The following is a 20,452-nucleotide window of genomic DNA, read 5'->3' on the forward strand; positions in this document are numbered from 1 at the left end:
CTGGCCTTTCCTGATGATGAACCTGAATGAACCGCGCGACCTGGCGTCGCTGATCGAAGCCTTCCTGCTGGCGTCTGGCAAGGCGCAGTCACTGGAGCGGTTGTACGAACTGTTCGAGGAAGCCGAGCGCCCGGCGCCGGCTGTCTTCAAGAAAGCCCTGGAGCTGCTGGGCAAGTCCTGCAACGGCCGCGCCTTCGAACTCAAGGAGGTGGCGAGCGGTTATCGCCTGCAGATCCGCGAAGACTACGCACCCTGGGTCGGGCGCCTGTGGGAAGAGCGGCCGCAGCGATACTCGCGCGCCTTGCTCGAGACCATGGCGCTGATCGCCTACCGCCAACCGATCACCCGCGGCGAGATCGAAGATGTGCGTGGCGTGGCGGTGAACAGCAATATCATCAAGACCCTGATGGAGCGCGAGTGGATCCGTATCGTCGGCTACCGCGAGGTGCCCGGCAGGCCGGCGATGTTCGCTACCACCAAGGCGTTTCTCGACCATTTCAACCTCAAGAGCCTGGACGAGCTGCCGGCCATGGCCGAGTTGCGCGAACTGGAGCCCGAGCCGCTGCTGGACCCGGATGACGCGCCGGTGCCGGCACACCTGCAGGCGTTGGCTGATGCCAGCCTTGACGAGGGCGAGCAAGGCGAGGCACCGCTGCGGGAGGAGACCAGTTTCCGGAGCTTGCTGGTGGAGCTGGATGCCATGGAAGTAGGGCTCAAGACCGATTTCGATGACTTGCGGGACGAGGCGCCGGAGTCCGAGGTCCAAGAGCCCAAACCTTGAATATGTGACTTCCCCTGTAGAAGCGCCGCCGGGCAGAAAACCGTGGTCTGTTCGTGAAAACCTTCTAGGCTGCAGTGCGTTCGCCCACCGAACCGCGTATGATGCGCGCCCCGTTGGCGCATCCGTCGCCACGAACCGCTTTCACTACATACACCGGGAGGTGCCCAGATGAGTGACCAAGACCTGCAAGAAACCCAACCCAACCCACCGTCCGGCGAAAAGCTGCAGAAGGTGCTGGCGCGCATCGGCGTCGGTTCGCGTCGTGACGTCGAGGCCTGGATCAGCCAGGGCCGTATCAAGGTCAACGGCGTCGAGGCCACCCTCGGCCAGCGCGTCGACCTGCATGACGCCATCGCCGTTGACGGCAAGCTGATCAAGCGTGTGGAGGCCGCCGAGGCCACCCGCCGAGTGATCATGTACAACAAACCCGATGGCGAGATCTGCACCCGCGACGACCCTGAAGGTCGCCCGACCGTGTTCGACCGCCTGCCGCGCCCGAAAGAGGGCCGCTGGATCAATATCGGCCGCCTGGACATCAATACCACCGGCCTGTTGCTGTTCACCACCGACGGTGAACTGGCCAACCGCCTGATGCACCCGTCCTACGAAATGGACCGCGAGTATGCCGTACGCGTGCGGGGTGAGGTCGACGACGACATGGTCGACCGCCTCAAGGCGGGCGTGATGCTCGAGGATGGCCCGGCCAAGTTCACCGATATCCAGAAGGCACCGGGCGGCGAAGGCTTCAACCACTGGTACCACTGCGTGGTGATGGAAGGCCGCAACCGTGAGGTGCGCCGCCTGTGGGAGTCCCAGGGCGTTGTGGTCAGCCGCCTCAAGCGCGTGCGCTTCGGCCCGGTGTTCCTCAACTCCGACCTGCCGATGGGCCGTTGGCGCGAAATGACCCAGGGCGAGATCGACATCCTTGCCGCCGAGGTCGGCCTGCAGCCTGTGGCGCTGCCGGCGCTGAACCTCAAGGCCAAGGACAAGCTCGAGCGCATGCAGCGCAAGTCCACCCGCCCACTGGGCCGTGGCGAGCGCGTGCGCACCTTGCGCCCTGCCCAGGACGGCCAGGCCGAGCGCCCGGGGCGCGAAGAGGCTGCGCCTCGCAAGGCCGTGCGGGGCAGTGCCGTGGCCGAGCGTCCGAGCGAGATGCGCAAGCGTCCGGGCAAGCCTGAGGGTGACAAGCCGGCGGGCCGTGGCCGCGGCAAGCCGCGCAGCTAACGACTGGCGTTGAGTTGAAAGGGGCCGCTGTGCGGCCTATCGCGGGACAAGCCCGCTCCTACAGGAATGACACCTCCCTGTAGGAGCGGGCTTGTCCCGCGATAGGCTGCGCAGCGGCCCTTTTTTTGCCGTTTGTTTATCAACCCACTGATCTACCGAAGCTTTTTCGAACGCCTGGCACGTTTTTGAACCATCTTGTAACGATTATTTTACGAAATCCCGCGCTTTTTCCCGTCACGCCTCCTCCTGTAAACAGATTTTGCCAAGAGCCGCATCGCAGAGCCGCTTCACCGCCGCCAACCCCCTTGCCCAAGCCCCCGCCCCACGGTGATATAGCGCCCATGCCGTGTGCAGAAGCCAGGCCGCAGAGCCGGGCATCGAGAACAACAAATGGAGGCGCCATGTACGCCGATCTCTCCGCCTTTCCAGGCCTTCACCCCAGGACCGGTGCGTTTTTTCATCAGGAAATGACGCAACGCGTTGACGCCTGCGCGCTCGCAGGGGTATACAATGCGCCGCGTTTTACCTGTGACCCCAATGCGTACCGCGCACTCTTGCTGACGCCTGGTTGAGCCGTCCAGGGCCTAAGCCCTCGGTGTATCACCTCGTCCAAGAAACCCAAGGTAACCACCTTGCCCATTCCGCTGCGCCACGAGCGCGGTGGGTCCGATTTCGTCACAGATAAAAACAAGCAGGTGACTTCGTTCATGAGTGGACAAAACATGCCTTCAGGCGAGCTCAAGCGTGGCCTGAAAAACCGCCATATCCAACTGATTGCCCTGGGTGGGGCCATCGGTACTGGATTGTTCCTGGGCTCGGCCGGCGTGATGAAGTCCGCTGGCCCGTCGATGATCCTCGGCTACGCCATCTGCGGCTTCATCGCGTTCATGATCATGCGCCAGCTGGGCGAGATGATCGTCGAAGAGCCTGTCGCCGGCTCCTTCAGCCATTTCGCGCATAAGTACTGGGGCGGTTTCGCCGGGTTCCTGTCCGGCTGGAACTGTTGGGTGCTGTACATCCTGGTCGGCATGTCGGAGCTGTCCGCAGTCGGCAAGTACATCCATTACTGGTGGCCAGAAATCCCGACCTGGGTCACGGCAGCAGGCTTCTTCATCCTGATCAATGCGATCAACCTGATGAACGTCAAGGTCTTCGGCGAAGCCGAGTTCTGGTTCGCGATCATCAAGGTGCTGGCCATCGTCGGCATGATCGGCCTGGGTGCCTACCTGCTGACCAGCGGCAGCGGCGGTCCCGAGGCTTCGGTGACCAACTTGTGGGCCCACGGTGGCTTCTTCCCCAACGGCGTGAGCGGCCTGGTGATGGCCCTGGCGATCATCATGTTCTCCTTCGGTGGCCTGGAAATGCTGGGCTTCACTGCCGCCGAGGCCGACAAGCCCAAGACCGTGATTCCGAAGGCGATCAACCAGGTCATCTACCGTATCCTGATCTTCTACATCGGTGCCCTGGTCATCCTGCTGTCGCTCACGCCATGGGACAGCCTGGTCGCCAGCATCGACGCTTCCGGCGGCAGCTATGGCAGCAGCCCGTTCGTGCAGGTCTTCTCGCTGCTCGGTAGCGATGTAGCAGCCCACCTGCTGAACTTCGTGGTCCTGACCGCGGCGCTGTCGGTGTACAACAGCGGCACCTACTGCAACGCCCGTATGCTCTACGGCATGGCCGAACAGGGCGATGCCCCGGCGAGCCTGGCGAAGATCGACAAGCGTGGCGTACCGGTGCGCTCGATCCTGGCCTCGGCCGGCGTAACCCTGGTCGCCGTGCTGCTCAACTATTTCATGCCGCAGCATGCCCTGGAGCTGCTGATGTCGCTGGTGGTCGCAGCCCTGGTGATCAACTGGGCGATGATCAGCTACTCGCACCTGAAGTTCCGCCAGCACCTGGACCGTACTGGCCAGAAGCCGCTGTTCAAGGCCCTGTGGTATCCGTATGGCAACTACATCTGCCTGGCATTCGTGGTGCTGATCCTGGGGATCATGCTGATGATTCCTGGCATCCAGGTGTCGGTGTATGCAATTCCGGTCTGGCTGGTGGTGATGTATGCGTTCTATGCGCTCAAGAGCAAGCGCGCTGGGGTTGTGACCTCGGCTGCCGGGTCGGTGGCCAAGTAAGCGACTGTTAGGTTGTATCGGAACCCGATGCCAGTGACTGGCATCGGGTTTTTTGTTGCCTCGGCGCCGGCAAGCCCCACTTGGCCTGCGCTGTTTCCAGAGACACCGCCATACCTGTGGGAGCCGGCTTGCCGGCGATGGGGCAGTGGCGCCCCCGTTACATCTGAACGTTCAAGCGGCCTGCGAACCAGGCGCTTCAAATCTGCCCCAACAGCCACCCGCGAAACGCCCGCAGCGAAGGCAGTGCCTCATTGCGCGGCGGGTAGATCAGGTAGTAGCTACGCTGGCTGGCAAAGGCCTCCCCGGCGCTGAACAGCTCCCCGCTGGCCAGCTCTTCTTCCACCAGGATCCGTGGCACCAGGCCAATCCCGATGCCTGCCCGCACCGCCTGGATCAAATGCGACGTCAACTCGAAGCTCGGCCCCAGTCGCATTCCTCGATGGGGCAGGCCATGGTGCGAAAACCATTCGCCCCACGCATGGGGATTGTTGGCCACGTTGAGCAGCACCTGCTCGCTGATACGCCCCGGCCCCCAGGCTTGTGCATCGGTCGCGGCCTGCGGCGGCAGGATGACCACCAGCTCCTCGGCATGCAACCGATGGCAGATCAACCCGGGCAGGTCATGGGTCGCCACCCCGATGGCCGCATCGATCTCGCTGGTCTCGAAGTTGATCGCTTCGATCCGTGAATGAATGTGCACCAGCATCCCCGGGTGCGCCGCATAGAACGCATGCAGCCGCGGTAGCAGCCATTTGGAGCCGAACGTGGGCAAGGTGGCCAGGCGCAAGGTACCGACGCCGGACTGATACGCCAACGCCTGCAGCGTCGCGCTGCGGATACGTCCGAGCGCCTCGCTGAGTTCGCGCTGGTACAGGCGCCCGACATCGGTCAGTTGCACCTGGCGGCCTTCGCGCCGGAACAGCGTCAGGCCAAGCTGGTGCTCCAGCGCCTGGACTTGGCGGCTGACCGCGCTCTGGGTCAGCGACAGTTCGGCGGCGGCGCGGGTGTAGCTTTCATGCCGGGCAGCAGCTTCGAAGGCCAGCAGCAATGACATCGAGGGTGTCAGGTGGCGGTAATTCATTCATGAAACTCATCGATAGCGGCAGGAATATCCGTTTGCCCCTAGCCGGAAACTACAGGAACATTGGCACATTCGTCATCCTCGCCTGAGCAACCCATGCCAGGACGACAGGATTTCCGTGAATCAGCCCTATCAAGAGGCCATCCTTCGATGATCGCCCAGCTGTCGACCCGTGCGCCTGCCGCCCACTACCCCGAATTCCTCGAAGCCCTGCGCGGCAGCGGCTTCCGTGGCCAGATCAGCGCCGACTACGGCACCCGCACCGTGCTGGCCACCGACAACTCCATTTACCAGCGCCTGCCCCAGGCCGCGGTATTCCCGATGGATGCCGACGATGTGGCGCGAGTGGCCACGTTGATGGCTGAACCGCGTTTTCGCGAGATCAAGCTGACCCCGCGTGGCGGCGGCACCGGCACCAATGGCCAGTCGCTGACCGACGGCATCGTCGTCGACCTGTCGCGGCACATGAATACGATTCTCGAGATCAACGTCGAGCAGCGTTGGGTGCGAGTTCAGGCCGGGGTGGTCAAGGACCAGCTCAACGCGGCGCTCAAGCCCCACGGGCTGTTCTTTGCCCCTGAGCTGTCCACCTCCAACCGTGCCACCGTCGGCGGCATGATCAACACCGACGCCAGTGGCCAGGGCAGCTGCACCTACGGCAAGACCCGCGACCATGTGCTGGAGCTGCACAGCGTCTTGCTCGGCGGCGAGCGCCTGCACAGCCTGCCGCTCGACGAGGCGGCGCTGGAGCAGGCCTGCGCCGCGCCTGGCCGGGTGGGCGAGGTGTACCGCACGGCGCGGGAGATCCAGCAGACCCAGGCCGAACTGATCGAAAGCACCTTCCCCAAGCTCAACCGCTGCCTGACCGGCTATGACCTGGCGCACCTGCGCGACGAGCAGGGCCGCTTCAACCTCAACAGCGTGCTGTGCGGGGCCGAAGGGTCGCTGGGTTATGTCGTCGAGGCCAAGCTCAATGTGCTGCCGATCCCGAAATACGCAGTACTGGTCAACGTGCGCTACAGCAGCTTCATGGATGCCCTGCGCGATGCCAACGCGTTGATGGCGCACAAGCCGCTGTCGATCGAGACCGTGGACTCCAAGGTGCTGATGCTGGCGATGCAGGATATCGTCTGGCACAGCGTGGCCGAGTATTTCCCGGCCGACGCCGAGCGCCCGACCCTGGGCATCAACCTCGTCGAGTTCTGCGGTGACGAGCCGGCCGAGGTCAATGCTCGGGTGCAAGCCTTTATCGATCACCTGAAGGCCGATGCCAGCGTCGAGCGCCTGGGCCATACCCTGGCCGAGGGCGCCGAGGCGGTGACCAAGGTCTATGCCATGCGCAAGCGTTCGGTGGGCCTGCTGGGCAACGTCGAAGGGGAGGTCCGCCCGCAGCCGTTCGTCGAAGATACCGCGGTGCCGCCGGAGCAACTGGCCGACTACATCGCCGACTTCCGCGCCTTGCTCGACGGCTATGGCCTGGCCTATGGCATGTTCGGCCACGTCGATGCCGGGGTATTGCACGTGCGCCCTGCGCTGGACATGAAGGACCCGGCGCAGGCCGCGCTGGTCAAACCGATTTCCGACGCCGTGGCGGCGCTCACCCAGCGTTACGGCGGCCTGCTCTGGGGCGAGCATGGCAAGGGCCTGCGCTCGGAATACGTTCCGGAATACTTCGGCGAGCTGTACCCGGCGTTGCAGCGCCTCAAAGGTGCGTTCGACCCGCACAACCAGCTCAACCCGGGCAAGATCTGCACCCCGCCGGGCAGTGCCGAGGGGCTGACGCCGGTCGATGGCGTCAGCCTGCGTGGCGACCTCGATCGCAGCATCGACGAGCGCGTCTGGCAGAGCTTCGGCAGCGCCGTGCACTGCAACGGCAATGGCGCCTGCTACAACTACGACCCCAACGACGCCATGTGCCCATCCTGGAAGGCCACACGCGAGCGCCAGCATTCGCCCAAGGGCCGAGCCTCGCTGATCCGCGAGTGGCTGCGACTGCAGGGCGAATCGGACATCGACGTACTGGCGGCGGCGCGCAACAAGGGAGGCTGGCTCAAAGGCCTGCCGGCGCGGCTGCGCAACGCGCGGGCACGCAAGCATGGCCAGGAGGATTTCTCCCACGAGGTGTACGATGCCATGGCCGGCTGCCTGGCGTGCAAGTCGTGCGCGGGGCAGTGCCCGATCAAGGTCAATGTGCCTGACTTCCGCTCGCGGTTCCTCGAACTGTACCACGGCCGCTACCAGCGTCCATTGCGCGACTACCTGATCGGCTCGCTGGAGTTCACCATTCCCTACCTGGCCCATGCGCCGGGGGCGTACAACGCGGTGATGGGTTCGAAGTGGGTAAGCAAGCTGCTGGCCGACAAGGTGGGTATGGTCGACAGCCCGTTGATCAGCCGTTTCAACTTCCAGTCGACCCTGAGCCGTTGCCGCGTCGGCATGGCCAGTATCCCGGCATTGCGCGAGCTGACCCCGGCCCAGCGCGAGCGCAGCATCGTGCTGGTGCAGGATGCCTTCACCCGCTATTTCGAGACGCCACTGCTGGCCTCGTTCATCGAACTGGCCCATCGCCTGGGCCATCGCGTGTTCCTGGCCCCCTACAGCGCCAATGGCAAGCCACTGCACGTGCAGGGCTTCCTCGGTGCCTTTGCCAAGGCCGCGATCCGCAATGCCAAGCAGCTCAAGGCCCTCGCCGAGTGCGACGTGCCGCTGGTGGGCCTGGACCCGGCGATGACCCTGGTGTATCGCCAGGAGTACCAGAAGGTCGATGGCCTGGATGGCTGCCCCAAGGTGCTGCTGCCCCAGGAGTGGTTGATGGATGTACTGCCCGAGCAGCCTGCGGTCGATGCTGGCCACTTCCGCCTGATGGCCCACTGCACCGAGAAGACCAACGTGCCGGCCAGCACCCGCCAGTGGGAGCAGGTGTTCGCCCGCCTGGGCCTGAAGCTGGTCACCGAGGCCACCGGTTGCTGCGGCATGTCAGGCACCTATGGGCATGAGGCGCGTAATCAGGAGGCTTCGCGGACCATCTTCGAGCAGTCCTGGGCGACCAAGCTGGACAAGGAGGGGGAGGCGCTGGCGACCGGCTATTCCTGCCGTAGCCAGGTCAAGCGCATGACCGAGCGGCAACTGCGCCATCCGCTGGAAGTGGTGTTGCAGTACGCCCGACGCTGAGGCGTGAGCCGGATTCTGGACGGTGTGAAAACGCGATGACGGGCAAGGTCCCGCGAGTCAGCCGTTTTCACACTGTCGGAGGGTGTGCGCGGTTATTCCTGATCGGCGCTGGATTGATCGTCACCGTCCTGCTCGACAGCAGGCGCCGGTTCGGCGTGGGCGGCAACGGTTTGCTCTTCGGGGTTCAGGCTTGGGAAGGGAAGATTCGGGATTTCATGCATCTCGTCGTTCCTCGCAAGTGTGAGTGAAAAGACTGCGCCAGGCGCGTGTGAGGCTTCGAAAAGCTCGGGCAGGATACAGGAGTCTGGATGACAGTTTGAAATTTTTCGCCTTGCGGCGCGGTTTTGCGGGTGGTTATCGGACAATCAGGGAGGCTTATTCGCGGGTGAACCCGCTCCCACAAAGGGCTTTGGCAAGCCCTGTGGGAGCGGGTTCACCCGCGAAAATGCCCTACAGACAGACGTCGGCGATCGCCGCTGCCAACTGCTCCAGGCGCTGTGCATCGGCGCCGGCGATGTTCGCCCGGCCGGTACCGACCATGTACACACTGTGCTTCTCGCGCAACAGGCTTACTTGCTCCGGGCTCAGCCCGGTGTAAGAGAACATCCCGCGTTGCGCGGCGATGTGGGCGAAGCGCTCGGCCAGACCGTGAGGTTCCAGCGCCTTGACCAGGCCCAGGCGCAGTTCGGCGATGCGTTGGCGCATGGCGTCCACTTCCTCGACCCATAGGGCCTTGAGGGTTGGGTCGCCAAGGATCTGGGCCACCACCGCGGCCCCATGGTCGGGCGGCGTCGACCACAGGTTGCGAGCCAGCAAAGCCAGCTGGCTACGCACATCCAGCAGCTTCTCGGCATCATGGCTGCATACCAGCAGGGCCCCGGTGCGGTCGCGGTAGAGGCCGAAGTTCTTCGAACAAGAGCTGGTGATCAGCAGTTCCGGGAGCTCAGCGGCGAACAAGCGCACCGCCCAGGCATCTTCCTCCAGTCCGTCGCCGAAGCCCTGGTAGGCGAAATCGATCAACGGTAGCAGGTTGCGCTTGCGCACGACTTCGAGCACGGCGCGCCAGTCGTCCTGGCTCAGGTCGAAACCGGTGGGGTTGTGGCAACAGGCATGCAGCAGTACCACGTCGCCTTCCGGCGCCTGTTCCAGGGCCGCCAGCATGCCCTTCACATCCAGGCGGTTGTCCGAACCCACGTAGGGGTAGTGGGACACCTTCAGCTTGGCGCCAGCGAAAATGGTTTCGTGGATCGGCCAAGTCGGGTCGCTCAGCCAGATGCCACGCCCGGGCAGGCAATGGGCGATGAATTCCGCCGCCAGGCGCAGGGCGCCGGTGCCGCCTGGGGTCTGGGTGGCGCCGGCGCGTTGGCTGGCAAGCAGTGGCGAGGCACTGCCCAGCACCAGCTCGCTGACCAGGCGGCCGAACGCCGCGTCGCCATGGCCGCCGACGTAGCTCTTGGTGGCTTGCTGCTCCACCAGACGCTGTTCGGCCTGTTTGACCGCCGCGGGAATTGGCGTCAGGCCCTGGGCATCCTTGAACACGCCAACGCCCAGGTCGAACTTCGCCGGGTTGTTGTCACGGGCATAGGCTTCCATCAGCCCGAGGATCGGGTCGCCAGGGACCCGGCCAATGGCTGCGAAATGCATCACTTGCGTCCTTCGGCGGTCTTGGCGACTTCGTCGGTGCGCGCGCACATGATGAAGTCGTTGCGGTGCAGGCCCTTGATCGAGTGGCTCCACCAGGTGACGGTGACCTTGCCCCACTCGGTCAGCAGGCCTGGGTGATGGCCTTCGGCTTCGGCGATTTCACCGACCGCGTTGGTGAACGCCAGGGCATGCTTGAAATTCTTGAACAGGAAGACGCGTTCCAGCTCCATGTGGCCGTCGCGGACTTCGATGTTCCAATCCGGGATTTCGCGGATCAGTTCGGCCAGCTCCGAGTCGGAGACTTTTGGCGCGTCGGCACGGCAGGCTTCGCAGTGGGCTTGGTTCAAGGCATTCATGGGTGTCTTTTTCCGTTTTGAGTTGTTATCGGCAAGGCGGCTCAGGCGGCTGCCTTGGGTGGAAACTTCGGTGCGTGCAGGCCCAGTTTCATGGCCTGGTGAACCATGCCCATGATGTCTTCGTGGGCCAGGTCGAACAGGCGCTTGAGGTCGGGCAAGACGAAGTAGAGCGGCTGCAGGATGTCGATCCGATACGGGGTGCGCATGGCTTCGATCGGGTCGAAGGCCTGGTGCTCAGGCTCGCCGGACAGGCTGTAGACCGTTTCCTTCGGCGAGGACAGGATACCGCCACCGTAGATCTTTCGGCCTTGCGGGGTTTCCATCAGGCCGAACTCGATGGTCATCCAGTACAGGCGGGCCAGGTAGACGCGTTCCTCCTTGGTGGCCGCCAGGCCCAGCTTGCCGTAGGTGTGGGTGAACTCGGCGAACCAGGGGTTGGTCAGCAGCGGGCAGTGGCCGAAGATCTCATGGAAAATGTCCGGCTCTTGCAGGTAGTCCAGCTCTTCCGGGGTGCGGATGAAGGTGGCCACCGGGAAGCGCTTGCTGGCCAGCAGTTCGAAGAAGGTCTGGAAGGGAATCAGGGCTGGCACGCGGGCGACCTGCCAACCGGTGGTGGCGCCGAGCACCTTGTTGATCTCACCGAGCTGGGGGATGCGGTCGTGGGGCAGCTTGAGCTGGTCGATGCCGTCCAGGTACTCCTGGCAGGCGCGGCCTTCGATCACCTTCAGCTGACGGGTGATCAGGGTGTTCCACACCGCGTGTTCCTGTTGCGGGTAGTCGATAAAACCATGCGCATCGGGCTCGCGTGCCACGTATTGCGTCTGTTTCATGTGGCTCTCCTGGTGAGGGCATTCTTGTTATGTTCAGGACATGCCCTAGGAATATCGCCCTGTTGACGTATTTGCACGGGGTGCGGGCTCGCGGTGGCAGTAGCCCATCGCCTATTTTTGTAACGATAATTTTACAAAAAGCCTGATATCCCGGAAAATCACGCACATCCAGCTGGCGACTATGCTGTTTTTGTCAGCTTATCTTTACGACTTTTCCATCGGCCGCTGAAAAAATCCGCGCGCCTCGGGGCTTTTCCATGCGTATCAAAGTGCATTGCCAGAACCGCATCGGCATCCTGCGGGACATCCTCAATCTGTTGGTGGAATACGGCATCAACGTCTTGCGCGGGGAGGTCGGCGGCGACCATGGCAATGCCATCTACCTGCACTGCCCGAACCTGATCAACCTGCAGTTCCAGGCGTTGCGGCCGAAGTTCGAATCGATCGCCGGCGTGTTCGGGGTCAAGCGGGTCGGCCTGATGCCCAGCGAACGACGGCACATGGAGCTCAATGCGTTGCTCGGTGCTCTGGATTTCCCGGTGCTGTCGATCGACATGGGTGGCAGTATCGTTGCCGCCAACCGCAGTGCCGCTCAATTGCTGGGGGTGCGGGTCGACGAGGTGCCGGGCATCCCGCTTGACCGCTACGTCGAGGATTTCGACCTGCCAGAACTGGTGCGGGCCAACAAGTCGCGCATCAATGGCCTGCGGATCAAGGTCAAGGGCGACGTCTTCCTGGCCGATATCGCGCCGCTGCAGTCCGAGCACGATGACAGCGAAGCGTTGGCCGGTGCCGTGCTGACCCTGCACCGGGCCGATCGCATCGGTGAGCGCATCTATAACGTGCGCAAGCAGGAGTTGCGTGGCTTCGACAGCATCTTCCAAAGCTCGCGAGTGATGGCAGCGGTCGTGCGCGAGGCCAGGCGCATGGCGCCGCTGGATGCCCCCCTGCTGATCGAAGGTGAAACCGGAACCGGCAAGGAGCTGCTCGCTCGTGCCTGCCACCTGGCAAGCCCCCGCGGCCAGGCGCCGCTGATGGCGCTCAACTGCGCCGGCCTGCCGGAGTCGATGGCCGAGACCGAACTGTTCGGCTATGGTCCGGGCGCCTTCGAAGGTGCCCGCGCCGAGGGCAAGCTGGGGCTGCTGGAACTGACCGCAGGCGGGACCTTGTTCCTCGATGGTGTGGGGGAAATGAGCCCGCGCCTGCAGGTCAAGTTGCTGCGCTTCCTGCAGGATGGTTGCTTCCGGCGGGTGGGCAGCGATGAAGAGGTCTACCTGGACGTGCGGGTCATTTGCGCCACCCAGGTCGACCTTTCCGAGTTGTGTGCCCGCGGTGAGTTCCGCCAGGACCTCTACCACCGCCTCAATGTGCTGTCATTGCACATCCCGCCCCTGCGCGAATGCATGGATGGCCTGGAAGGGTTGGTGCAGCACTTTCTCGACCAGGCCAGCCGGCAGATTGGCTGCCCGCTGCCGCGCCTGGCGCCGGCGGCGATGGAAAAGCTCAGCCAGTACCATTGGCCGGGCAATGTGCGCCAACTGGAGAACGTACTGTTCCAGGCCGTGTCGTTGTGCGAGGGCGGGGTGGTGAAAGGGGAGCATATCCGTTTGCCGGATTATGGTGCGCGACAACCCTTGGGTGAGTTTTCGCTGGAGGGGGATCTTGCGCAAATAGTCGGGCGTTTTGAAAAGGCCGTATTGGAATCCTTGATGCCGGAATATACCAGCAGTCGTGCACTGGGCAAACGACTGGGCGTTTCCCATACGACGATTGCCAATAAGTTGCGAGAGTATGCGCTCAATAAAACAGTGGAATAATTAAAGGGTATTTAAATGGGGCTGCAGCGCAGCCCCATCGAGCATCGTCAGCCGTTGGAACAACCGTTCCCCATCACACGGTATTCGAGAATGTGTTTCTGGCCCTGCGAGTCCTCATAGGTCATGCGGGCTGGCACCACTTCGCAGACGTTGGGCACCTCGCTCATGGAGAGTACCCGGGCGATGTCCAGGTGCTGCGAATAACTGTACTGTTCAACCGGAATCTGCTCGGCATCCTTTGCAACGTCGTCGGCCATCGCCGCGCTGCAAAAACCGCCAAGTACCAATACCAGTAACGCTTTCATTTTCAATTTACCTGTCTAAGGTCGTGAGGGGGCACGCGGCGCTTGTGGCGCCGCGAGTACATCAGAGTTTTCAACTATCACATTGAGAGAGGGATCAACTTTGCCTTCGTGGGGGCTGTTTCAGAAGTTAATCGCCTTGCCGTTGTGGCGTGATGAATTCTAGGGCGGGGCCGGGGAGGGAAACAGATGGCGTTTTGATAAAGTTTTTTCGCCTTTTGACAGAATCGGTAACAATCCCTTTGGTCGCGAGTTCGAATTTACACGTGGCTGCCCTGTGAGGCTTGGGCTAGAGCCATTGTGTAAGAATTTTCAGGAAAACCCACGCTTCGCTACTACCAACGTCGAATGGCTTTTCACGCTCTGGTACAGTTACAAACGTTTCCATACAAAAACAACTATTACACCGAGGTAAAACAGATGAGTGCGGCTCCACTGTATCCCGTTCGTCCCGAGGTAGCAGCCAATACGCTGACCGACGAGGCCACCTACAAGGCCATGTACCAGCAGTCGGTGATCAACCCGGACGGCTTCTGGCGCGAGCAGGCCCAGCGCCTGGACTGGATCAAGCCCTTCACCAAGGTCAAGCAGACCTCCTTCGACGATCATCATGTCGACATCAAGTGGTTCGCTGATGGCACTCTGAACGTTTCCTATAACTGCCTGGACCGTCACCTGGCAGAGCGTGGCGACCAGGTCGCCATCATCTGGGAAGGCGACGACCCTTCCGAAAGCCGTAACATCACCTACCGCGAGCTCCACGAGCAGGTCTGCAAGTTCGCCAACGCCCTGCGTGGCCAGGACGTGCATCGTGGCGATGTGGTGACCATCTACATGCCGATGATCCCGGAAGCCGTGGTGGCCATGCTGGCCTGCGCGCGCATCGGTGCGATCCACTCGGTGGTGTTCGGTGGTTTCTCGCCCGAAGCCCTGGCCGGGCGCATCATCGATTGCCGCTCCAAGGTGGTGATCACCGCCGACGAGGGCGTGCGCGGTGGCCGTCGTACCCCGCTCAAGGCCAATGTCGACCTGGCCCTGACCAACCCTGAAACCAGCAGCGTGCAGAAGATCATCGTGTGCAAGCGCACCGGTGGCGACATCGCCTGGCACCAGCATCGCGACATCTGGTACGAAGACCTGATGAAAGTGGCCTCCAGCCACTGCGCGCCGAAAGAAATGGGCGCCGAGGAGCCGCTGTTCATCCTTTATACCTCCGGCTCCACCGGCAAGCCCAAGGGCGTGCTGCATACCACCGGTGGCTACCTGGTCTATGCCGCGCTGACCCATGAGCGCGTGTTCGACTATCGCCCTGGCGAAGTCTACTGGTGCACCGCGGACGTGGGCTGGGTCACCGGCCACAGCTACATCGTCTACGGCCCGCTGGCCAATGGCGCCACCACGCTGCTGTTCGAGGGCGTGCCGAACTACCCGGACATCACCCGCGTGTCGAAGATCATCGACAAGCACCAGGTCAATATCCTCTACACCGCGCCTACCGCCATCCGCGCCATGATGGCCGAAGGGCAGGCCGCAGTCGCAGGTGCCGACGGCTCCAGCCTGCGTCTGCTGGGTTCGGTGGGCGAGCCGATCAACCCTGAGGCCTGGAACTGGTACTACCAGACCGTGGGCAAGGAGCGCTGCCCGATCGTCGATACCTGGTGGCAGACCGAGACCGGCGGCATCCTGATCAGCCCGCTGCCGGGCGCCACAGGGCTCAAGCCAGGCTCGGCGACCCGCCCGTTCTTCGGCGTGGTGCCAGCGCTGGTGGACAACTTGGGCAACCTGATCGAGGGTGCGGCCGAAGGCAACCTGGTGATCCTGGACTCCTGGCCGGGCCAGTCGCGCTCGCTGTACGGCGACCATGATCGTTTCGTCGACACCTACTTCAAGACCTTCCGTGGCATGTACTTCACCGGTGACGGTGCCCGTCGCGACGAGGATGGCTACTACTGGATCACTGGCCGTGTCGACGATGTGCTCAACGTGTCTGGCCACCGCATGGGCACCGCCGAGATCGAAAGTGCCATGGTGGCCCATGCCAAGGTCGCCGAGGCGGCAGTGGTGGGCGTGCCGCACGACATCAAGGGGCAGGGCATCTATGTCTATGTCACCCTCAATGCCGGCGTGGAGCCGAGCGAGGCGCTGCGCCTGGAACTGAAGAACTGGGTGCGCAAGGAGATCGGCCCGATCGCTTCGCCGGATGTCATCCAATGGGCGCCGGGGCTGCCGAAGACCCGTTCGGGCAAGATCATGCGGCGTATCCTGCGCAAGATCGCTACCGGCGAATACGATGCGCTGGGCGATATCTCGACGCTGGCCGACCCGGGTGTGGTGCAGCACCTGATCGATACCCACAAGGCGATGAGCCTGGCTTCGGCCTGAGTCGAGGCCTGCTGGGCGCCTTGATCGCGGCACAGGCCCGCTTCCACATTCGTATCCTGTGGGAGCGGGCTCGTCCCGCGATTGGGCCCGCAAGGCCATCCAAGTTCTTCCTCGAACCCCGCCGGGCAACCGCCGGGGTTTTTGCTGTACTTACGTTCTGTTACCTCGACTTACATCGGTAACCTTTCCTGTCACCCATTTCGCACAGAAGCGGGGCGAGCCGAAACATCATGTGTTATTTCAGTGCGCACCTGTAGAGAATTTTTGCGCTCCGGCACGCTGGACTTGCCGGAATACAAGGCTTTGCCAATAATAGGCCCACTTATTGCTTCGCTTATAGGTTATTTTTCTTTTGCTCTTGCATATTCTGCTGGAGCTGTCAATATCGCCCGCCGCGGTTTCAGGCGCTTCTGTAAGTAGTTGTCGCTTTGAAGAAATATCGGCCACCGGGCTGTCGTTAAAATGCCACTCACTCGCTCGTGGTCTGCGACCTTGGTCGATACCCCCGCGGCTCGCGTTGTACCCATTCGCATGTCGGGCAGCCGTTACAACTGCCTTGTATTGCCCTGTACCGATGGAGTTACCTGATGAAGAAGCTCGCACTGCTTGGCGCCCTGGCGCTGTCCGTGTTTTCCCTGGTATCGCAGGCCGATGAAAAACCGTTGAAAATCGGTATCGAGGCCGCCTACCCACCCTTCGCCTTCAAGCAACCCGACGGCAGCATCGCCGGCTTCGACTACGACATCGGCAACGCCCTGTGCGAAGAGATGAAAGCCAAGTGCACCTGGGTCGAGCAGGAATTCGACGGCCTGATCCCGGCGCTGAAGGTGCGCAAGATCGACGCCATCCTGTCGTCCATGTCGATCACTGACGACCGCAAGAAGTCGGTCGACTTCACCAAGCGCTACTACCTGACCCCGGCACGCCTGGTCATGAAGGAAGGCACCACCGTCAGCGAAGGCCTGGCCGAGCTCCAGGGCAAGAAGATCGGCGTGCAGCGCGGTTCGATCCACGACCGCTTCGCCAAGGAGGTCCTGGCACCGAAGGGCGCCACCGTCGTGCCTTATGGCACCCAGAACGAAATCTACCTGGACGTCGCTGCCGGTCGCCTGGATGGCACCGTGGCCGATGCCACCCTGCTCGAGGACGGCTTCCTCAAGACCGACGCTGGCAAGGGCTTTGCCTTCGTGGGCCCATCGTTCACCGATGTGAAGTACTTCGGTGATGGCGTTGGCATCGCCGTGCGCAAGGGCGACAACGCCAATCGCGAGCGTATCAATGCCGCGATCGATGCGATTCGTGCCAGCGGCAAGTACAAGCAGATCCAAGACAAGTACTTCAACTTCGACATCTACGGGCCTGAAGCTCAGTAAGACGTCGGGTTTCACCTGTGCAATGGTGCAAACAGCAGAGGCTCTGAGGTTTGCACCATTTTTCATTCCAAGTCCCGAGGAATCCCATCATGTTGAAAGGCTACGGGGCAGTCATCCTCGATGGGGCGTGGCTGACGCTGCAGCTCGCCCTGTCGTCGATGGCCCTGGCCATCGTGCTCGGCCTGATCGGCGTGGCGCTGCGCTTGTCGCCCGTGCGCTGGCTGGCCTGGCTGGGCGATATGTATGCCACGGTGATCCGTGGCATCCCTGACCTGGTGCTGATCCTGCTGATCTTCTATGGCGGCCAGGATGTGATCAACCGTATCGCGCCACTGGTAGGTTATGAAGACTACATCGACCTGAACCCGTTCGTGGCGGGTGTCGGCACCCTGGGCTTCATTTTCGGTGCATACCTGTCGGAAACCTTCCGCGGCGCCTTCCTGGGTATTCCCAAGGGGCAGGCCGAGGCGGGGGTGGCCTATGGCATGAGCAGCCGCCAGGTGTTCTTCCGCATCATGGTGCCGCAGATGATTCGCCTGGCGATCCCTGGTTTCACCAACAACTGGTTGGTGTTGACCAAGGCCACGGCACTGATATCGGTGGTCGGGCTGCAGGACATGATGTTCAAGGCCAAGCAGGCGGCCGACGCCACCCGCGAACCCTTCACCTTCTTCCTGGCGGTGGCGGCCTTGTACCTGGTGCTCACCAGCATCTCGCTGGTGGCCCTGAAGTACCTCGAACGACGCTACTCGGTGGGCGTAAAGGCGGCTGAACTATGATCTTCGACTACAACGTCATCTGGGAGGCCATGCCGCTGTACCTGGGCGGCCTGCTGACCACCCTGAAGCTGCTGGCGCTGTCGCTGTTCTTCGGCCTGTTGGCGGCCATCCCGCTGGGCCTGATGCGCGTGTCCAAGCAGCCCTTGGTGAACCTGCTCGCATGGCTTTACACCTACGTCATCCGTGGCACGCCGATGCTGGTGCAGCTGTTCCTGATCTACTACGGCCTGGCCCAGTTCGAAGCTGTGCGTGAAAGTGTGCTCTGGCCTTGGCTGTCCAGTGCGACCTTCTGCGCTTGCCTTGCGTTCGCGGTGAACACCAGCGCCTACACCGCCGAGATCATTGCCGGCAGCCTGCGGGCCACGCCCCATGGCGAGATCGAGGCGGCCAAGGCGATGGGCATGTCACGCATGAAGATGTACCGGCGCATCCTGTTGCCCTCGGCCCTGCGCCGAGCGCTGCCGCAGTACAGCAACGAAGTGATCATGATGCTGCAGACCACCAGCCTTGCATCGATCGTCACCCTGATCGACATCACGGGCGCGGCGCGTACCGTCAATGCCCAGTACTACCTGCCTTTCGAGGCCTATATCACGGCGGGCGCGTTCTACCTGTGCCTAACCTTCATCCTCGTGCGCCTGTTCAAGATGGCCGAACGCCGCTGGCTCAGCTACCTGGCGCCGCGCAAGCACTGAACGCTCTGTGAGAACCGACAGCATGTACAAACTCCAAGTCCAAGACCTGCACAAGCGCTACGGCAGCCATGAGGTGCTCAAGGGCGTCTCGCTCGAGGCCAAGGCGGGCGATGTGATCAGCATCATCGGCTCCAGTGGTTCGGGCAAGTCGACCTTCCTGCGCTGCATCAACCTGCTCGAGCAGCCCCATGCCGGCAAGATCCTGCTCAACAACGAAGAGCTCAAGCTGGTGGCCGGCAAGGACGGTGCGCTGAAGGCCGCCGACCCCAAGCAACTGCAACGCATGCGTTCGCGCCTGTCGATGGTGTTCCAGCACTTCAACCTGTGGTCGCATATGACCGCGCTGGAGAACGTGATCGAAGCGCCGGTACATGTGCTGGGCGTGAACAGGAAGGAAGCGTTGGAAAAGGCCGAGCATTACCTGAACAAGGTCGGCGTGGCCCACCGCAAGGATGCCTTCCCCGGGCATATGTCCGGTGGTGAGCAGCAGCGCGTGGCGATTGCCCGTGCCTTGGCCATGGAGCCTGAGGTGATGCTGTTCGACGAGCCGACCTCGGCCCTCGACCCGGAGCTGGTCGGCGATGTGCTCAAGGTCATGCAGTCGCTGGCCCAGGAAGGTCGGACCATGGTCGTGGTGACCCACGAAATGGGCTTTGCCCGTGAGGTATCGAACCAGCTGGTGTTCCTGCACAAGGGCCTGGTGGAGGAGCGGGGCTGCCCGCGCGAAGTGCTGGTCAACCCGCAGTCGGAGCGACTCAAGCAGTTTCTCTCCGGCAGCCTGAAGTAAAGGCTGCACCTTTGCACCAGAATAGGGCATGCTGCGCAGCAAAGCGCAGCCTGACCCGGCGCCACAGACTCGAACGAACCCAGGTTTCGGACCACGCCCTATGACCACCCAGCGAATCGGATTTCTCATCTGGCCGAGCACCCGGCCGCTGACCCTGGCGTTGGCCGAGGAAGTGTTGCGGGTGGCCCAGCGGGTTCACCCGGATGTGGTCTACGAACTGGTCTTCCTTCAAGCCGATGCCAGCCCGGACGGTGACTGGCGCTTGCCTGGCGAGCCGTGGAATGGCCGCCTGGAAGGCTGTCACAAGTTGTTTCTGCTGGCGGACGAGCCGCCATCTGCCATGGGTTCGGCGTTGTCCGCTGCGCTCAAGCAACTGGCGCGCAGTGGCTGCATGATCGGCGGGTTGTCCGCCGGGGTGTACCCGCTGGCGGCGCTGGGCTTGCTGGATGGCTATCGGGCGGCGGTGCACTGGCGTTGGCAGGACGACTTCGCCGAACGTTTCCCCAAGGTCATCGCCACTAGCCACCTGTTCGACTGGGATCGTGATCGCCTGACCGCCTGTGGCGGCATGGCCGTGACCGATCTGCTGCTGGCGGTGCTGGCCCGTGACCACGGGGCGGAGCTGGCGGGGGCGGTGTCCGAGGAGTTGGTGGTCGAGCGTATTCGCGAAGGTGGCGAGCGCCAGCGTATTCCGCTGCAGAATCGCCTGGGCTCCAGCCATCCGAAGCTGACCCAGGCGGTGCTGTTGATGGAGGCGAACATCGAAGAGCCGCTGACCACCGACGAGATCGCCCAGCATGTCTGCGTGTCCCGTCGCCAGTTGGAGCGGATCTTCAAGCAATACCTCAACCGGGTGCCGAGCCAGTACTACCTGGAGCTGCGCTTGAACAAGGCGCGGCAGATGCTGATGCAGACCAGCAAGTCGATCATCCAGATCGGATTGTCGTGCGGCTTCTCCTCGGGGCCACATTTTTCCAGTGCCTACCGCAATTTCTTTGGCGCAACGCCACGGGAAGACCGCAACCAGCGACGCAGCAGCAGCCCGTTCGAGTTGAGCTCGGCGCCGGCGGAGAAAGGCTGAAGGGAGGGTGGGCCTGGGGTGTA

The 20,452-nt window shown here is 62.7% G+C and carries 17 protein-coding genes; 11 read left to right on the forward strand and 6 right to left on the reverse strand.

Annotation, left to right across the window (positions count from 1 at the left end):
• Positions 1 to 16: 16 nt before the first annotated feature.
• The 3 genes from scpB to AC1MHZ_RS10865 all read left to right on the forward strand — a co-directional run bounded on the left by scpB (position 17) and on the right by AC1MHZ_RS10865 (position 4,131).
• The gene (scpB, locus tag AC1MHZ_RS10855; protein ID WP_482966406.1) at positions 17 to 781 is read left to right on the forward strand and encodes an SMC-Scp complex subunit ScpB; all 765 of its coding nucleotides are present in this window, start codon (positions 17 to 19) and stop codon (positions 779 to 781) included.
• Positions 782 to 949: 168 nt separating this feature from the next.
• Complete coding sequence (gene rluB / locus AC1MHZ_RS10860; RefSeq protein WP_324815744.1) at positions 950 to 2,005, forward strand: 23S rRNA pseudouridine(2605) synthase RluB; 1,056 nt, start codon at positions 950 to 952, stop codon at positions 2,003 to 2,005.
• Positions 2,006 to 2,712: 707 nt separating this feature from the next.
• On the forward strand, positions 2,713 to 4,131 hold the full coding sequence (locus AC1MHZ_RS10865; RefSeq protein WP_084858330.1) for an amino acid permease: 1,419 nt from the start codon (positions 2,713 to 2,715) through the stop codon (positions 4,129 to 4,131).
• Between the two features lie 196 nt (positions 4,132 to 4,327).
• Here the strand turns inward: AC1MHZ_RS10865 and AC1MHZ_RS10870 are convergent, their stop codons facing one another.
• Positions 4,328 to 5,212, reverse strand: coding sequence for a LysR substrate-binding domain-containing protein (locus tag AC1MHZ_RS10870; RefSeq protein ID WP_084858303.1), 885 nt, complete (start codon positions 5,210 to 5,212; stop codon positions 4,328 to 4,330).
• Positions 5,213 to 5,362: 150 nt separating this feature from the next.
• On the opposite strand from AC1MHZ_RS10870, the gene ydiJ reads away from it, so the two are divergent.
• The gene (gene ydiJ / locus AC1MHZ_RS10875) at positions 5,363 to 8,383 is read left to right on the forward strand and encodes a D-2-hydroxyglutarate dehydrogenase YdiJ (protein WP_482966342.1); all 3,021 of its coding nucleotides are present in this window, start codon (positions 5,363 to 5,365) and stop codon (positions 8,381 to 8,383) included.
• A gap of 92 nt (positions 8,384 to 8,475) precedes the next feature.
• Here ydiJ and AC1MHZ_RS10880 read toward each other — a convergent pair whose 3' ends face one another.
• The 4 genes from AC1MHZ_RS10880 to phhA form a co-directional block, all read right to left on the reverse strand.
• Entirely contained in the window at positions 8,476 to 8,604 is a 129-nt protein-coding gene (locus AC1MHZ_RS10880) for a hypothetical protein (protein ID WP_263498516.1), read from the reverse strand.
• 229 nt (positions 8,605 to 8,833) lie between these two features.
• Positions 8,834 to 10,030: an amino acid aminotransferase gene (locus AC1MHZ_RS10885; RefSeq protein WP_324811685.1), complete on the reverse strand. Its 1,197-nt coding sequence runs from the start codon at positions 10,028 to 10,030 to the stop codon at positions 8,834 to 8,836.
• Complete coding sequence (locus tag AC1MHZ_RS10890) at positions 10,027 to 10,383, reverse strand: 4a-hydroxytetrahydrobiopterin dehydratase (protein WP_324811688.1); 357 nt, start codon at positions 10,381 to 10,383, stop codon at positions 10,027 to 10,029. Before AC1MHZ_RS10890 ends, AC1MHZ_RS10885 begins: the two co-directional genes overlap by 4 nt.
• Positions 10,384 to 10,424: 41 nt before the next feature.
• Positions 10,425 to 11,213: a phenylalanine 4-monooxygenase gene (gene phhA, locus AC1MHZ_RS10895; protein WP_084858299.1), complete on the reverse strand. Its 789-nt coding sequence runs from the start codon at positions 11,211 to 11,213 to the stop codon at positions 10,425 to 10,427.
• Positions 11,214 to 11,470: 257 nt separating this feature from the next.
• Between phhA and AC1MHZ_RS10900 the strand changes: the two genes are divergently transcribed.
• Entirely contained in the window at positions 11,471 to 13,030 is a 1,560-nt protein-coding gene (locus tag AC1MHZ_RS10900; protein WP_084858298.1) for a sigma-54-dependent transcriptional regulator, read from the forward strand.
• Positions 13,031 to 13,077: 47 nt separating this feature from the next.
• On the opposite strand, the gene AC1MHZ_RS10905 is transcribed toward AC1MHZ_RS10900, so the two are convergent.
• On the reverse strand, positions 13,078 to 13,335 hold the full coding sequence (locus tag AC1MHZ_RS10905; protein ID WP_224456443.1) for a DUF2790 domain-containing protein: 258 nt from the start codon (positions 13,333 to 13,335) through the stop codon (positions 13,078 to 13,080).
• Positions 13,336 to 13,752: 417 nt separating this feature from the next.
• Here AC1MHZ_RS10905 and acs point away from each other — a divergent pair, with 417 nt between their 5' ends.
• From acs to argR, 6 genes are all read left to right on the forward strand, one after another.
• Positions 13,753 to 15,714, forward strand: a complete 1,962-nt coding sequence (acs, locus tag AC1MHZ_RS10910; protein ID WP_084858296.1) for an acetate--CoA ligase — start codon at positions 13,753 to 13,755, stop codon at positions 15,712 to 15,714.
• 587 nt (positions 15,715 to 16,301) lie between these two features.
• Entirely contained in the window at positions 16,302 to 17,087 is a 786-nt protein-coding gene (locus tag AC1MHZ_RS10915) for an ABC transporter substrate-binding protein (protein WP_084858295.1), read from the forward strand.
• Between the two features lie 89 nt (positions 17,088 to 17,176).
• Positions 17,177 to 17,866: an ABC transporter permease gene (locus tag AC1MHZ_RS10920; RefSeq protein WP_084858294.1), complete on the forward strand. Its 690-nt coding sequence runs from the start codon at positions 17,177 to 17,179 to the stop codon at positions 17,864 to 17,866.
• Positions 17,863 to 18,561 carry an ABC transporter permease gene (locus AC1MHZ_RS10925; RefSeq protein WP_084858293.1) on the forward strand — a complete coding sequence of 233 codons (699 nt, stop codon included), beginning with the start codon at positions 17,863 to 17,865 and terminating at the stop codon, positions 18,559 to 18,561. The genes AC1MHZ_RS10920 and AC1MHZ_RS10925 overlap by 4 nt, the downstream gene beginning before the upstream one ends.
• Before the next feature lie 22 nt (positions 18,562 to 18,583).
• Entirely contained in the window at positions 18,584 to 19,348 is a 765-nt protein-coding gene (locus AC1MHZ_RS10930; protein WP_084858292.1) for an ABC transporter ATP-binding protein, read from the forward strand.
• Between the two features lie 100 nt (positions 19,349 to 19,448).
• A complete protein-coding gene (argR, locus tag AC1MHZ_RS10935; protein ID WP_084858291.1) occupies positions 19,449 to 20,429 on the forward strand; it encodes a transcriptional regulator ArgR in 981 nt (326 codons plus the stop codon).
• Positions 20,430 to 20,452: the final 23 nt, after the last annotated feature.

Source organism: Pseudomonas sp. FA-1 (assembly GCF_056856075.1).